Origin of the sequence: Herbaspirillum lusitanum (assembly GCF_046025995.1) — a bacterium.
In the GTDB taxonomy this organism is placed as follows: domain Bacteria; phylum Pseudomonadota; class Gammaproteobacteria; order Burkholderiales; family Burkholderiaceae_D; genus Herbaspirillum; species Herbaspirillum lusitanum_A.
In genome coordinates this window covers 21,894-36,603 of record NZ_JAQQFM010000006.1, presented here as the reverse complement: position 1 = coordinate 36,603, position 14,710 = coordinate 21,894, and the positions used below count along the sequence as shown (strand labels likewise).

13 protein-coding genes are annotated in these 14,710 nt (G+C 63.1%); 4 read left to right on the top strand and 9 right to left on the bottom strand.

Annotated elements, in window-relative coordinates; all coding sequences use genetic code 11:
* Positions 1-66: 66 nt before the first annotated feature.
* The 4 genes from PQR62_RS14040 to PQR62_RS14025 all read right to left on the bottom strand — a co-directional run bounded on the left by PQR62_RS14040 (position 67) and on the right by PQR62_RS14025 (position 4,574).
* A complete protein-coding gene (locus PQR62_RS14040; RefSeq protein ID WP_408158962.1) occupies positions 67-1,089 on the bottom strand; it encodes an ABC transporter substrate-binding protein in 1,023 nt (340 codons plus the stop codon).
* Between the two features lie 171 nt (positions 1,090-1,260).
* A complete protein-coding gene (locus tag PQR62_RS14035; protein ID WP_408158587.1) occupies positions 1,261-2,601 on the bottom strand; it encodes an NAD(P)/FAD-dependent oxidoreductase in 1,341 nt (446 codons plus the stop codon).
* Positions 2,602-2,608: 7 nt separating this feature from the next.
* Complete coding sequence (locus tag PQR62_RS14030; RefSeq protein ID WP_408158586.1) at positions 2,609-3,346, bottom strand: HAD-IA family hydrolase; 738 nt, start codon at positions 3,344-3,346, stop codon at positions 2,609-2,611.
* 136 nt (positions 3,347-3,482) lie between these two features.
* On the bottom strand, positions 3,483-4,574 hold the full coding sequence (locus PQR62_RS14025) for an ABC transporter ATP-binding protein (RefSeq protein WP_408158585.1): 1,092 nt from the start codon (positions 4,572-4,574) through the stop codon (positions 3,483-3,485).
* A gap of 98 nt (positions 4,575-4,672) precedes the next feature.
* Between PQR62_RS14025 and PQR62_RS14020 the strand changes: the two genes are divergently transcribed.
* Positions 4,673-5,620 carry a LysR family transcriptional regulator gene (locus tag PQR62_RS14020; protein ID WP_408158584.1) on the top strand — a complete coding sequence of 316 codons (948 nt, stop codon included), beginning with the start codon at positions 4,673-4,675 and terminating at the stop codon, positions 5,618-5,620.
* Positions 5,621-5,671: 51 nt separating this feature from the next.
* Here PQR62_RS14020 and PQR62_RS14015 read toward each other — a convergent pair whose 3' ends face one another.
* Complete coding sequence (locus PQR62_RS14015) at positions 5,672-6,628, bottom strand: LysR substrate-binding domain-containing protein (protein ID WP_408158583.1); 957 nt, start codon at positions 6,626-6,628, stop codon at positions 5,672-5,674.
* A gap of 232 nt (positions 6,629-6,860) precedes the next feature.
* Between PQR62_RS14015 and PQR62_RS14010 the strand changes: the two genes are divergently transcribed.
* The 3 genes from PQR62_RS14010 to PQR62_RS14000 all read left to right on the top strand — a co-directional run bounded on the left by PQR62_RS14010 (position 6,861) and on the right by PQR62_RS14000 (position 10,001).
* A complete protein-coding gene (locus PQR62_RS14010; RefSeq protein WP_408158582.1) occupies positions 6,861-7,943 on the top strand; it encodes a tartrate dehydrogenase in 1,083 nt (360 codons plus the stop codon).
* A gap of 115 nt (positions 7,944-8,058) precedes the next feature.
* The gene (locus PQR62_RS14005; RefSeq protein WP_408158581.1) at positions 8,059-9,558 is read left to right on the top strand and encodes an NAD-dependent succinate-semialdehyde dehydrogenase; all 1,500 of its coding nucleotides are present in this window, start codon (positions 8,059-8,061) and stop codon (positions 9,556-9,558) included.
* 71 nt (positions 9,559-9,629) lie between these two features.
* Entirely contained in the window at positions 9,630-10,001 is a 372-nt protein-coding gene (locus PQR62_RS14000) for a cupin domain-containing protein (protein ID WP_408158580.1), read from the top strand.
* Positions 10,002-10,094: 93 nt separating this feature from the next.
* Here the strand turns inward: PQR62_RS14000 and nanR are convergent, their stop codons facing one another.
* From nanR to PQR62_RS13980, 4 genes are all read right to left on the bottom strand, one after another.
* Positions 10,095-10,802 (bottom strand): transcriptional regulator NanR, encoded by a 708-nt coding sequence (nanR, locus tag PQR62_RS13995; RefSeq protein ID WP_408158579.1) that lies wholly within the window; start codon positions 10,800-10,802, stop codon positions 10,095-10,097.
* 90 nt (positions 10,803-10,892) lie between these two features.
* Positions 10,893-12,131: a ribulose-bisphosphate carboxylase large subunit family protein gene (locus PQR62_RS13990; RefSeq protein WP_408158578.1), complete on the bottom strand. Its 1,239-nt coding sequence runs from the start codon at positions 12,129-12,131 to the stop codon at positions 10,893-10,895.
* A gap of 98 nt (positions 12,132-12,229) precedes the next feature.
* Entirely contained in the window at positions 12,230-13,060 is an 831-nt protein-coding gene (locus tag PQR62_RS13985; protein WP_408158961.1) for a phosphogluconate dehydrogenase C-terminal domain-containing protein, read from the bottom strand.
* Positions 13,061-13,161: 101 nt separating this feature from the next.
* Positions 13,162-14,523 (bottom strand): MFS transporter, encoded by a 1,362-nt coding sequence (locus tag PQR62_RS13980; protein ID WP_408158577.1) that lies wholly within the window; start codon positions 14,521-14,523, stop codon positions 13,162-13,164.
* Positions 14,524-14,710: the final 187 nt, after the last annotated feature.

Sequence of the window (14,710 nt, the reverse complement as noted above, 5' to 3'; positions counted from 1 at the left end):
GCGATGCATGGCGAGGCGCAAAAAGCGGGGCCGGCCGGTGGCCGCTTCCCCGCTTCTGCACCGCGTTTATTTCTGCATGAATTGCAGCCAGCGCTTCTCGGCCTTTTCACCTTCCGGCGAGGCCCACCAGGTGTAGGACATCAGGGCCTGACGCGACACATTGCCCGGTGCGCTCGGCAACTGCGCGGCGCGCAGGTTGGAGATCTTGCCGGTTTCAAACGCAGCCGGATTGCCCGGACCGTAGTCGATCTGCAGCGGCAGATTGGCCTGCACATCAGGGCCGATGGCGGCGTTGATGAAGGTGGTCGCAGCCTTCAGATTCGGCGAGTTCTTGAGAATGCACAACTGGGTGTTCTGCAGGATGCCGTCGTTGTAGGTGTAGGTGACATTGGCGCCGTCCTTGGCCAGTGCGCTGGCGCGACCATTCCAGATCATGATCATGTCGACTTCGCCGTCATGCAGCAGTTGCGCCGACTGGCCGCCGGAGGTCCACCACACGGTGATGTTGGGCTTGATCTCTTCCAGCTTGCGAAAGGCGCGGTCGACATCCAGCGGATAGAGCTTGTCGCGCGGAACGCCGTCGGCCAGCAGCGCTGCTTCCAGCGTGCCCAGCGGATGGTTGCGCAAGGCGCGGCGGCCCGGGAATTTCTTCACGTTCCAGAAATCAGCCCAGTTCTGCGGTGCGCCGCTGGGGAACTTGGCGCGGCTGTAGGCCAGCACGCTGGAATAAAACTCATACGGCACCGAGTACGGCGTCTTGTATTCGGCGGGAATCTTGGCGGCGTTGGGAATCTTGCTGTAGTCCAGCTTCTCGATCAGTTTTTGCTCGCCGCCGCGAATACAGTTGACGGTCGGGGTATCGACCACGTCCCAGGTCACCTTGCCGGTGCTGCCCTGCGTCTTGATCATCGGCCATGCATCCGGTGCGCTATCCTGCGCAATGGTGATGCCGGTGGCCTTGGCCACCGGATCCAGAATCGCCACGGTCTGCGCTTCCTGATACGCGCCGCCCTGCGAAACAAACGTGATCTTGTCGGCGGCCAGCGCCTGCGAGCCTGTAGACAAAGCGGACATGGCCAGCAATGCCATGACCGCGCCGGCGGCTGCGGTCAGGCGGGGAAGACGGAAACGTGAGGATTGCATGTGATGTTCTCCGATGAGTGTGCAACGTTGGACGGCGGATGTTGTTGTATTCCTTTATTTCTGCTGCATCTTGAAAACGACTTCCTGATTCTTCATTGCCACGGCGGCCGGTCTGTATCAGCGCCCGATGGCGTCCAGCAACTGATACCAGCCCGCCACCATGCGCACCCCGGCTTCGCGCAAGGGATAGAACGGCACCGCCTTGAGCCGCGAGGCGTCCAGCAAACCGACTGCCGGCTGTTCGCCCATGGCAAAGTCGGCGGCGTAACGTCCCAGCATGCTGGCCATCGCCACCCCCGCGCCGTTGTAGCCGACGCAGAAACTGATGCGATCATCCTGACGGCCGACATGCGGCAACTGATCCATGGTCATGCCGACGAAGCCGGACCAGCGATGCGTGACCCTGACCGCCTGCAACTCCGGAAACAAGGCGCACATGCCATGCTGCAAGCCATCGAAGGCGGCCATGCTTTCCTGCTTGCCGAAGGCGCCGCGGCCGCCGAAGATGACGCGGCCGTCGACCTTGCGAAACCATTTCATCATGCGCCGCGTTTCAGTGTAGCTGCGACAGTTCACCAGCAGGCGTGCATTCAGTTCCGGCGGCAGCGGCTCGGTAGCGATGATGGCACTGCGAAACGGAATGATGCTCTGACGAAAGCGCCGCGTGGCCGGGCTCAGATTGGACCAGGCGTCGGTGGCGACAATCACTTGCTGCGCATGCACCCGGCCGCGCGGTGTCAGCAGGCTGACGCCGTCGCTTGCGCGCTGCATTTCCGTGACCGGACTGTGTTCGTAAATCTGTACCTGGCGCGCGGCCAGGCCGGCAGCCAGACCGCGTATGTAATTCAGCGGATGGATCGCGCCGGCGTCCTTGGTCAGCACGCCGGATCTGAAACTGCGCGAACCGGTCTCGGCGGCCACTTCGGCCGGCGTCAGCACCGCCACCGCGCGATCACCGAGTTCGCGCTGCAGCCATTCGGCTTCGGCCACGATGGAAGCGCTGCTGCGCTCGGTGTGCGCGCACTTGAGATTGCCGACGCGCGCAAACCCGGCGGCGCCGATACCGAATTCCTGCACCAGCTCTTCCACCGCATCGACCGACTCATGCGCAATGCGATGCATGAGGCGGGCGATGTCCAGGCCATAGGCGCCGGCGATGGCAGGAAAAGACAAGCGGTATTTGGCCGACACCACGCCGCCGTTGCGGCCGCTGCCGCCAAAACCGACTTCGTTGGCATCCAGCACCACCGCCGCCACGCCGCGCTGCTGCAGCCGGTGCGCCGCCGCCAGACCGGAGTAACCGGCGCCGATGATGGCCACCTCGGTGCGGCAGTCGCCCGCCAGCGTTGGCAGCAGCGGCGCCGGACCGGCGGTGCTGAGCCACAGCGAGCTCAGCCCGGACTGCCCCGAGGCGGCAAGACCTGGCCGATCTGCGGACTGATCCGTTGGCATGGACATGGCTGCTTCAGGCCGCCTTGGACGCAGCCGCAGCAAACGCGGCATCGGCGGCGTCGGCCAGCCCCTTGAGCGTCGAGAAATGGAAATCAGGCGTGGTCACCTGAGCCGGCTTGGGCGAACCGCCGAAGCCGTTCATGCCCTGACGACGTTCGATCCAGCAGACCGTGTAGCCCAGCTCGCGCGCCACGCCGATGTCGTGATACTGGCTTTGCGCCACGTGCAGGATTTCGCCGAACTTGTAGCCATGCGCCGCCTGACGGCCGCGGTTGTAGGCAAAGAATTGCGGATTCGGTTTGGCCACGCCGGTTTCGTCGCAGGTCACAGTGTCGTCGAAAGGATCGCCCAGGGTATGCGCGTAGCACGACAGCGCCACGCGGTCGGCATTGGTCATCGCCACCAGGCGATAGTGCTTGCGCAGACGCTTGAGCGCAGCCACCGAATCGTCAAAGGACGGCCATTGCAGCACGGCCAGCTGGAAGGCCTGCGCCGAAATCGGATCGGTCGGCAGGCCGAGCTCCTTGGCCAGCGACAGGTAGACGTTCACCATTTCCTGGCTGGAGCGGCCGGGAAAGGTGTCGCGGCCGCGCTTGTAGGGCTCGAAAATCTGATCGTCGCTGAGCTTGGCGGCTGCTTCGCCGCCGATGCGGCGCACCGCATCCAGCACACCGCGCTCGAAGTCGATCAGCGTGCCGACGACGTCGAATGTGAGGACCTTGAACTGATCGAGGCTTGGTTTCTGGGACATGATTGCTGGCCTTTCTGACGTTGGTTGAGGTGCTTGACTGCTCTATCCGGATAACTTCTGACGATGCTTGCCTGCAGGCGCCGCAGCATGAGCCAAGGAGCGGCGCGCCTGAACTGCCTTGCTTGAATGGCGGGCGCTAGTCCGATGCCGGCACGATGATGGTGTCTTCCGGCGCCAGCACCGCGATCATGCTTTGGCCCACTTCCGGAATCTGCAAGCGTGCGGCGTGATGCGCGGGTTGCCGCAGGCTGATCGCGGTGCCGTCGTCCAGCACCGCGAACACGCGCAGGCTTTCGCCCTGATACACCACTTCGGTCACACGGCAATTGATACGGTTGAGTGCGCCGCCGGCGGTACTGCCGCGCCCGTCGTCGATCAGCAGTTTTTCGGTCTGCAGCGCCAGCAGCAGCTTTTCGCCGGGCGGCAATTCGCGCGCCGAGCGCAGCGTCAGATTGCCCAGCCTGACTTCGGCAGGGCCGGCGCGCAGCACCGGCAGCAAGGTCGATTCGCCGATGAAACTGGCGACGAAGGAATCGGCCGGATGATCGTAGAGTTGTGAAGGCGTACCGATCTGCACCATGCGGCCGTTGCGCAGCACCGCCACGCGGTCGCTCATGGTCAGGGCTTCGCGCTGGTCGTGGGTGACATAGATGATGGTGGCGCCGAGTTTCTTGTGCAGCTGGCGCAGTTCGATCTGCATCGATTCGCGCAATTGTTTGTCGAGCGCCGAGAGCGGCTCATCCATCAGGATCAGGCGCGGCTCGAACACCATGGCGCGGGCCAGCGCCACGCGCTGCCGCTGGCCGCCGGAGAGCGCGGCGATATTGCGGTCTTCATAACCGGTCAGGGCCACCATCGCCAGTGCGCCGGCGACTTTTTCCGCCCAGGTCGATTTCGGCAGACGGCGTGCACGTAACGGAAATGCCACATTCTCGGCCACCGTCATATGCGGGAACAGGGCATAACTCTGGAACACAATACCGATGTCGCGTTTGTGCGGCGGCATGAAGGTGATGTCGCGCTCGCCGCTCCACACCGACCCCGAGCTGGGAGTGACGAAACCGCCGAGGATGCCCAGCAAGGTGGTCTTGCCCGAGCCGGAAGGCCCCAGCAGTGATACGAACTCGCCCGGCTTGACATCCAAAGTTATAGAGTCGAGAGCAACGGTGTCTCCGTAACGCTTGCTGGCGGACCTGATGGAAACCCCTGTGCTGTTACGGACGGACATTTTCTCCCCTTGGCAATTGCATCACTGTGGGCAAAATATAGGGGATAAAAAATATGAATACAAATCCTGAATTGTTGGAGATGCGATAACATGAGGTTATGGCTAATCTCCGCAGAAAAATTCCCAGCGCGAATGCCCTCTTCGTTTTCGAGGCGGCCGGCCGCTGCGGCAACTTCACCAAGGCCGCCGCCGAACTGTATGTCAGCCAACCGGCGGTCAGCCGCATGCTGGCGCGCATGGAAGAGCACATGGGGGTGCAATTGTTCGACCGCGTACGCGGCGGCATCGAACTGACCGAGAACGGCCGCATCCTGCATGAACGCATCACCGAGGGCTTCAAGGGCATAGAGGAGGCCATCAGCGAGATCGAGACGCGCGCGACCGGCACCGAAACCATTACCTTGTCGGTCTCCACCGCCTTCACCACGCACTGGCTGATGCCGCGCATGGAGAAGCTGCGCGCGGCCTTCCCCGGCATCGATCTGCGCTTTCAGCTGATTTCGGGCAAGGTCGGCGGCCCGCTGCACGATGTCGACCTGGGGATTCGTTTCATCCATGGCAACGAAACCGAATACGACAGCGTACTGGTCATGCCGGAAATCATCGTTCCCTTGTGCAGCCCGGCCTATCGCGATTTTGCCGAGCGCAGCATCGACACCATCATCAATCTGAGCGACGGCGACCGCGAATGGCAAAGGCATTTCCCGGCCTTCAGCGAGCGCCGCCATCCGCTCTACAACCTGATTTTTTCCGATTATTCGATCGTGGTGCAGGCCGCCATGCTGGGCCAGGGCATCGCTCCCGGCTGGGTCAACATCGCCACCCACTGGATGCGCAACGGCGCGCTGGTGCCGGCCATCGGCGAGGTGTATGTGACCGGCCGCCTGTGCCATCTGGTGCATGCCGCCGGCACCCGCATGCGGCCGGTGGTGGCCGAGTTGCGCGACTGGATCATCGAAGAGACGCGCAGCGATCTGTACGCGGTGGATGCAATGTATCCGGAGCTGCAGCTGCTCAAGCTGGCGCCGAATATGCGTGCTGGCTGAGGCGACATCGGCGCTGCGCTTAAAAGCTGAAGATGTTGCCGGGACCGCCCGTCAACGCGGATGCGCCGCCAGTCCGATGCCGGTGAAATATTCCTGCAGAAACTCCACGCACACCCGCACCTTGGCCGAGGTATCCAGCCGCGCCGGATAGACCGCCCAGATGTTGGCGTCCTGCCGGTAGTCGGGCAGGATGCGCACCAGCCTGCCGCTGTCCAGCTGCGGCTGCACGTCCCAGATCGAACGCAGCACCACGCCCAGACCGTCCATCGCCCATTGCACCGCGATCTCGCCATGATTGGTCGACAGCGGCCCCATCACCTTGACCGTTTCGGCCGCACCGCTGCGGTCGTCCATGCGCCACACGCCGAAAGGATGATCGCGCTCCTTGATCACCAGACAATCATGCTGCGCCAGTTCGGCCAGGGTGCGCGGCGTGCCGCGTCGCGCCAGATAATCCGGCGCGGCACACAGAATGCGGTGATTGGCGCCCATCTGGCGCGCGATCAGATGCGGCGCGATCTCGTCGCCGATGCGGATGTCCAGGTCGATGCCTTCGGCGGCCACGTCCACCAGCCGGTCGAATACCTCGAAACGCACCGTCAGCAGCGGATAGCGCTTCGACAACAAGGCAATCGCCGGCCCCATGACATTGCGCCCGAAGCCGAAACTGCTGCTGATGCGCAGCGCGCCGCGCGGCGCCTGCTGCGTGATCGAGACTTCCTGCATCAGATGGTCGATATCGTCCAGAATCCGCTGCGCCCAGTGATAGACGCGCTCGCCCTCCTCGGTAATCACCACGCTGCGGGTGGTGCGGTGAAACAGCCGGGTCGACAGATCCTGCTCCAGCAGGCGCACGCGTTTGCTGACGTAGGCGGCTGACGCCCCCAGTTCGTCGGCAGCCTGCGAGAAGCTGGACTTGCGCACCACCGCGATGAAGACGCGCAGATCGTCGGGCGTCGGCGTTTTGTGCGGTTTAGGGGAGGTGGTTACTTTATGTACGACGCTCATATTTATGCACGATCTGTAGATAATGATTCAACCCAATCCATCATTATATTCAATATCGGCCTTCCCTATAATCCTTGCATCTGCTCGTCGGGCGCGCTTTCGCGCCTGGCGGGAGACCCGCCGGACGGGTCTTTGCAGCCGGATGATCAGCAACTCCGGCCCTTTTCGGCAGGAATCCGGGATGGATTTCTGCGCCACTTAGCGGCATCGCCGCACTTTGAGGATCAGCTTCATGGAAAAGACCTACAAGATTGCAGTACTGGCCGGCGACGGCATCGGCAAGGAAGTCATGCCCGAGGGCCTGCGCGTGCTTCAGGTAGCCGCCGATCGCTTCGGCATCAAACTGGAACTGATCAATTTTGCATGGGCAGACTGCGACTACTACGCCAGGCACGGCAAGATGATGCCGGACGACTGGAAGGAACAGTTGCAGCCGATGGATGCGATTTTCTTCGGCGCGGTCGGCTGGCCGGACATCGTGCCCGATCACGTTTCGCTGTGGGGCTCGCTGCTGAAATTCCGCCGCGAATTCGATCAGTACATCAACCTGCGGCCGGCACAGATCTTCAAGGGCGTGCGCAGCCCGCTGTCGGGTCCGCCGGATATCGACATGATGATCGTGCGCGAAAACACCGAAGGTGAATACTCCTCGGTCGGCGGCACCATGTATCCCGGCACCGAACATGAAATCGTGATGCAGCAATCGGTGTTTTCGCGCCGCGGTTCGGATCGCGTGCTGAAATTCGCCTTCGAACTGGCCAAGACCCGCGCCCGCAAACATGTCACGGTGGCCACCAAGAGCAACGGCATTTCGATCTCCATGCCGTGGTGGGATGAACGCGCCGCCGCCATGGCCGCCAACTATCCCGAGATCGAATGGAACAAGCAGCACATCGACATCCTGTGCGCCCGCTTCGTGCTGAAGCCGCAAAGCTTCGACGTGGTGGTGGCCTCCAATCTGTTCGGCGACATCCTGTCCGACCTCGGCCCGGCCTGCGCCGGCACCATCGGCATCGCGCCATCGGCCAACCTGAATCCGGAACGCAAGTTCCCCTCCCTGTTTGAACCGGTGCACGGTTCGGCGCCCGACATCTACGGCAAGAACATCGCCAATCCGGTCGCCATGATCTGGTCCGGCGCGATGATGCTGGACTTTCTGACCGGCAGCAGCGGCGCCGGCCGCGCCGCCCACGACGCGATTCTGGAGGCGATCAGGAACGTGCTGGCGACCGGCCCGCATACGCCGGATCTGGGCGGCACCTGCTCGACCACCGAGCTGGGCATGGCCATCGCCAAGCAGGTCGCGGCAGCTTAAAAACTATCCTCCAAGCATCGTCCGCCGCCGTCTGACTCCGCCATTCAGACCGCGGCGGACTTTGCCTACCCCATCCGCTTCAAGGTCTTATCAAGTTCAAGGAACGCTACCTGCCATGACATCGCCCCGCTCTGCCTCACTTGTATTGAAACGCCCGGAACTGCTGCGCACGCAAAACTTCATCGGCGGCGCCTGGCTGCCGGCGCTGGACGGCGCCCTGCTGCCGGTTTCCAACCCGGCTGACGGCAAGGACTTCATCGAGGTCGCCGACAGCAGCGCCGCCGACGCCAAAGCCGCCACCGATGCCGCCTCTGCCGCCCTGCCTGCGTGGAAAGCGCGCAGCCCGCGCGAGCGTGCGCAGTTGCTGAAACGCTGGCACAAGCTGGTGCTGGATAACGTTGACGATCTGGCGCAGATCATTTCGCAGGAACAAGGCAAGCCGCTGTATGAAGCGCGCGGCGAAGTCGGCTACGGCGCCTCGTATATCGAATGGTTCGCCGAAGAAGCGGTACGCAGCTATGGCGACATCATTCCCGATCTGATCCCCGGCAAGCGCATGACGGCGGTCAAGGAAGCGGTCGGCGTGGTAGCGGCGATCACGCCCTGGAATTTTCCGCTGGCGATGATCGCGCGCAAATTTGCGCCGGCGCTGGCAGCCGGTTGTACGGTGGTGGCCAAGCCAGCGGAAGACACGCCGCTGACCGCGCTGGCGCTGGTGCGTCTGGCTGAAGAGGCCGGCTTCCCGGCCGGCGTGCTGAACATCGTCAGCGCCTCGCGCGCGCATACGCCGGCGGTGGTCGACAGCTGGCTGGCCGACAGCCGTGTGCGCAAGATCACCTTTACCGGCTCGACCCCGGTCGGCAAGCATCTGGCGCGCGAGTCGGCCGGCACGCTCAAGAAACTGTCGCTGGAACTGGGCGGCAATGCGCCCTTCATCGTATTCGACGACGCCGATCTGGATCTGGCGGTGGATGGCCTGATGGCGGCCAAATTCCGCAACGGCGGCCAGACCTGCGTGTGCCCGAACCGGGTCTATGTGCAGGATGCGGTGTATGAGGCGTTCGCCGCCAAACTGGCGGCGCGCGTCGCGGCGCTGGCAGTCGGCCCGGCCACCTGGAGCGAATCCAGGATCGGCCCCATGATCAACGCCCGCGCGGTCGACAAGATCGACCGCCATGTGCAGGATGCAGTCCAACGCGGCGCGGTGAAACTGGCCGGCGGCGAACGCCTGCGCAACGAGATCGCCGACGGCCCGTTCTACTACGCGCCGACGGTGCTGGGCGATGCCGACGAACACATGGAGCTGTTCGCCGAAGAAACCTTCGGCCCGGTGGTGCCGCTGTTCCGCTTCAAGGATGAGGCCGAGGCCATCCGCAAGGCCAACGACACGCCCTTCGGCCTGGCCGCCTATTTTTATGCGCGCGACGCCGCCCGCATCTGGCGCGTTTCCGGCCAGCTCGAAACCGGCATCGTCGGCATCAACGAAGGCGCCATTGCCAGCGAAGCGGCGCCCTTCGGCGGCGTCAAGGAATCCGGCTACGGCCGCGAAGGTTCGCGCCATGGTCTGGATGACTACATGCACATCAAATACATGTGCCAGGGCGGTCTGCAGTAATCACAAACCCGGCGCCGCCCTCACGTCGCGGCGCGCCACGCCTCATTACCCTATTCAAGGCTCACCACATCATGTCCACCATCATCAGCTTTGCCGACCTGCAACCGGTCAAGACCGTTCGCCAGCCCGACCCTGACATGCGCATCAGCGGCGCCCCGGATCGCACCACGCTGAACTACTTCGAAGACATCGACTACGGTCTGCGTTCGGGCACCTGGAGCGCCGGCCCCGGCGCCTACCGGGTGCAGATGCCGGCCGCCAAGCACGAGTTCTTCCACGTACTGAGCGGCCTGATCAGGATCAGCTGCGACGACACCGGCACCGTGCGCCAGTTCGCGCCGGGTGAAACCGGGATCATTCCGCCGGGCTTCAAGGGCATTTTTGAAATCGTCGAAGCCGCCAGCAAGTTCTATGTGGTGATCGATCACGCCAATGTGAAATAAGCTGCAAGCCAAACCCGACGAAAAAAAGCCGCGTCTCCACCGAGAGCGGCTTTTTCCATTCGTGCGGCGGCCCTGCTACTTGTTGCTGAGGGCTTACTGCTGCCCCAACTCCCGATACAGATCATTGGCCCGCATCAGATGCGCGCGCATGGCGTCGGCAGCGGCGTCGCCGTCATGCGCGGCGATGGCATCGACGATGCGCTGATGCTCCACCAGCGTCAGTTCTTCTGCACCGGGGGCGCGCACCAGTGTGTAGTAAAACTCGCTGGCCCATCTGAACATGGATTCAACGATGGACGGGAAAATCGGGTTGCCGCTGATGTCGGCGATCTCGCGGTGGAAGGCCATGTCGCGTTCGATGAATTCTTCCAGATTGACCATCGAGGCGCGGTGCTGGGCGATACTCAGGCGCAGGCGCGCGACCTGTTCCTCCGTGGCGCGCTCGGCGGCCATGCGCGCGGTGCTGATTTCCAGCAGCACACGGGCTTCTTTCAGATGGCCCAGCATGGCCGGCTTGGTGCGCAGCAGATGCTGAGCGCCGTCGGCGATCTGGGCGATCAGGCGCTCGGCGGTCGGATCGACCACCCGCGCCCGTTCGCCGTGCACGATTTCAACGAAGCCGGAGCGCTCCATCGACTGCAGCGCTTCGCGCACCGCCGGCCGGCCGACCCCGTATTGCTCCATCAATTCACGTTCCGAGGGCAGTTGCGATCCGGGCGGCAGTTCGCCGCTGTGGATGCGCTCCATCAAACGTTCCAGTACTTCCTGATATAACTTGCGGCGCTGTATCGGTTCCGGCATGACTGCGATGACTCTCAAATTTCGGTAGCTGACTCTACCACATCGCTTTTCATCGCCTCCCCGCTGCCGCCGGCGCAACCCGGCCCGGCCTTACCAGAACCCCAGGGCGGCCTGCAAGGCCGGATGTTGTCTGGCATGCGCTTCCAGCGGCACGCCTTCCATCGCTGCGACCCAGCTTTCGCGCAGCGCCTCGACGCCGGCGGCCACCCCTTGCGGATGAGCGAAGATGCCGCCGCCCGCAGTGTGGATCAGATCGACGCTGCCGAGCGCACGATAGGTATCGGCGGCCTGCAGGCCAGTCTGGCCGGAGCTGAAGACCGGCATGGCGGGCAAGGCCGCCTGCGGCATCACCGGGTTCAGCACCGAGCGGGCGGCGGCAATCACACTCTCGTCGGGCTCGCTGAATTTATTGCGCAAGCCGTTGACGTGCATGTGATCGGCGCCGGCCAGACGCCACAGCATTTGCCACGGGGCATAGTCCCAGCCCAGTTGCGGACAGCGCGAGAGATAACCCCAGCCGGCGCGGTGGGCATGGATCGGCAATTGCGCGTGGCGGCGCAACTCCTGCAGGCCGATCAGGCCGATTGAATTGAGGCTGGCCATGACGCAGGTGCCGCCTTCGGCCAGCACCAGATCATGGCGGCGCCGCATCTGATCGAGATCGCCGGTCAGATTGAAGGCCATCATGACCTTCTTGCCGCTGCGCTCGGCGTGTTCATTGATCACGCGCATCACGCCGCGCACGCGTTCATCGAAAGGACAGCGCGCGCCGTCGGCCTGCAGCTCATCGTCCTTGATGAAATCGACGCCGCCGGCGACCAGCTCGCGCACCTGCTGCACGGTCTCGTCCACCGACATGCCGATGCTGGGCTTGATGATGGTGCCGATCAGCGGGCCGTGCGCCACGCCGCTCAGCTTGCGCGTGCCGGCAATGCCGAACGCCGGCCCTTGATACGCATCGGCAAAGGCCTGCGGCAGCTTCAGCCCGGTCAGACGCAGGCCGGAAACCTGGCGCAGCTCGAACAGATTGCCGGCGATGGTCGCCATCAGATTGGGCAGCGAGGGGCCGATGTTTTCCAGCGGCCAGGACAGTTCCAGTGCGCATTGGGTATAGCGCGCCGAAGGCATGCCGCCGGGCAGGCCGGGCGTCGCGCTGTGCCCTAGAATGTCAAGTCGCTCGACGCGCGCGCCGGAGCGCAGCTTGAGCTCCGGCGTTTCATTGGCGAGTGCGACGAAGGTGCCGCTGGATTGTTCGCCGGCGATCACCTCGGCGGCACGGCGCGGGTCGTCGCCGGTTTCAAGCCAGTAGCTGGCGTAGATGCGTTCCATGAATAGCTTCGCTTGAGTGATGTGAATGGCTGGCTGTTTCAGTATCGCCGGTCCGGCGGCAGCGCTGTCGAGCAGCGTTGCACCGGACAAGCTGGCGATCAGGTAATGCGGCGGATGCTCTCGGCGATTTCGTCGTGATCGAAAACCTTGATCCAGTCGTCGCGCATCAGACGCGGTTTGCCGAATTGAATCGCCTTGTTGCAGGCATCCGAAAACGCGCCGGGAATTTCATTGAAGATCACCGCGCCGAGGATGTTCATATGCCCCAGCAGGAAATCGCGCGCGGCTTCGGCCGGCACACCGCGCCGCACCGTTTCATCCATGGCGTCGCGCATCACCTGCAGCAGCGTGGCGCAGACGGTTTCCGACAAGCCCGGCTCCAGCAGCGCCATCTGTTCCACGGTCAGGCGATAGGAGCGCAGGATAGGCGCATAGATCACCTTGGCGATGTCTTCGCCCAGATCGAAATCGGCATCGGAACCCTGCATCAATGCGCTGGTGATCGACTGCCGGGCAGCGCCGCCGCCGAAGAAGTCGCGACGGCCTTCCGTGGTCTGCTCATCGTTGAAGATGGGCGGATGGCAAGGGTGAGCCACGAAGTAGACCAGATCGGAGCGGTTCGGCAGATGGCCGGCAAACGGCGCGGCGGCGTCCAGCGTCATCACCATGGTGCCGGCCGGCAGCCTGGGCGTGATCTCGGCGGCGATCTTGCCGATCAGGGTATCCGGCACCGCCAGAATCACCACCTTGACGTTGTCGAGCGCGACTTCGGTGCTCACGCATTCGACGCCAACTTCATCTTTCAGCCGCTGCTGCCCGACCTGGCTAACCTCCACGTGCGCCACCTGATAATCGGACTTCTTCAGATTCCTGGCCAGGCGCACGCCCATTTTTCCGCCGGCGCCGAACAGGGCAATTTTCTCTTTCATCATTTCTCTCCGTTTTATTTCAGGTTCATTCCGGCAATCGGCTTGCTGCTACTGCTTGCTGCCCGCCGATTGCCGGCTACAGATTTCAACTTCTCATCCACTCATTCAGCGATGACCTTGCCGCGCATCTGCTGAGCCAGCTCGTTCTCCTGACGCGCACCGGCGCCAATGGCAAAGATCACCACCGAGGACACCAGCATCAGCGCGCCGACCACAAACATCGGCATCTGATACGAGCCGGTCGCATCCTTGATGGCGCCGGTGACGAACGGCGCAATAAAGCCGGCGGCGTTGCCGATCGTATTGATCAGGGCAATACCGGCGGCGGCCGCCGCGCCGGACAGGAAACGCGAAGGAATCGACCAGAAGGTCGGCAAGGCGGAAAAGATCGAGCAGGCCGTCACGGTGATGGCCGCCACCGTTGCCGCCGGCGAATTCATGTACAGCGCCAGCGGAATACTGAGCGCCCCCAGCAGCGCCGGGGCGCCGACGTGCCAGCTGCGTACGCCGCGAGCGGTGGCATCACGACTCCACAAGAACAGTGCGATGGCCGCCGGCAGATACGGAATGGCGGTAATCAGGCCCTTCTGGAACACATTGAATTTGGTGCCGAACTGGCCTTCGAAGCCGCCGATGATGGTCGGCAAGAAGAACGCCAGGGCATACAAGCCATATATCAGACCGAAGTAGACCACCGACAGCAGCCAGACGCGGCTGTTCTTCAGGGCTGCTGCGGCGGCAGTGACGCTGTGCGCGGCAGCGTGGCCGGCCTGTTTTTCCTTGTGTTCTGCAGTCAGCTCGGCAGTCAGCCAGTTGCGCTCGGCCGGCGTCAGCCATTTGGCGTCGGCCGGACTGTCCGCCAGATAGAACCAGGCAATCACGCCCACCACGATGGCCGGCAAGGCGACGCCGGCGAACATCACGCGCCAGCCTTCCAGACCGAAAGTGCCATGCGCTTCGATCAGCAAGGCGGCCACCGGTGCGCCGATCACGATGGTCAGCGGCTGCGCCAGATAGAACAGTGCGAGGATGTGGCTGCGATGACGCGCCGGCACCCACATGCTGAGATACAGGATCGCGCCCGGGAAGAAGCCGGCTTCGGCCACGCCCAGCAGAAAGCGCAGCACATACAGGCCTTCCACATTGCTGACCCAGGTAAACAGCAGCGCGACGATGCCCCAGGTGACCATGATGCGGGCCAGCCAGCGGCGTGCGCCGTATTTGTGAAGTGCCAGATTGCTGGGAATTTCCAGCAGCACGTAGCCGATGAAGAACACGCCGGCGGCAAAGCCGAACTGCGCGGCGGTCAGACCGAGGTCTTTGCTCATGCCGTTGGGGCCGGCGAATGAGATCGCAGTGCGATCCAGAAAATTGATAAAGAACATCAATGCCACGAAGGGCACCAGACGAAACGCGACCTTTCTGATGGCCGATTTTTCTACGGCGCTGACTTTTGTCTCCACTTTTGTCTCCTGAGTCGATTGGATAAGGCTCTTGCCTATTCAACAACAGCCTCTTTTTTTATGCCGTCGGCTTTGCAAGCTCTTGTCGGCTGATCGGGTGCTACGCCGGCTTGGCGCCGGACTGGTTTTGAGGACTTTGCTCATCCTCTATCGTTGTGAGCCAGCAAGGAAAGCCGCGTGAAAAGCA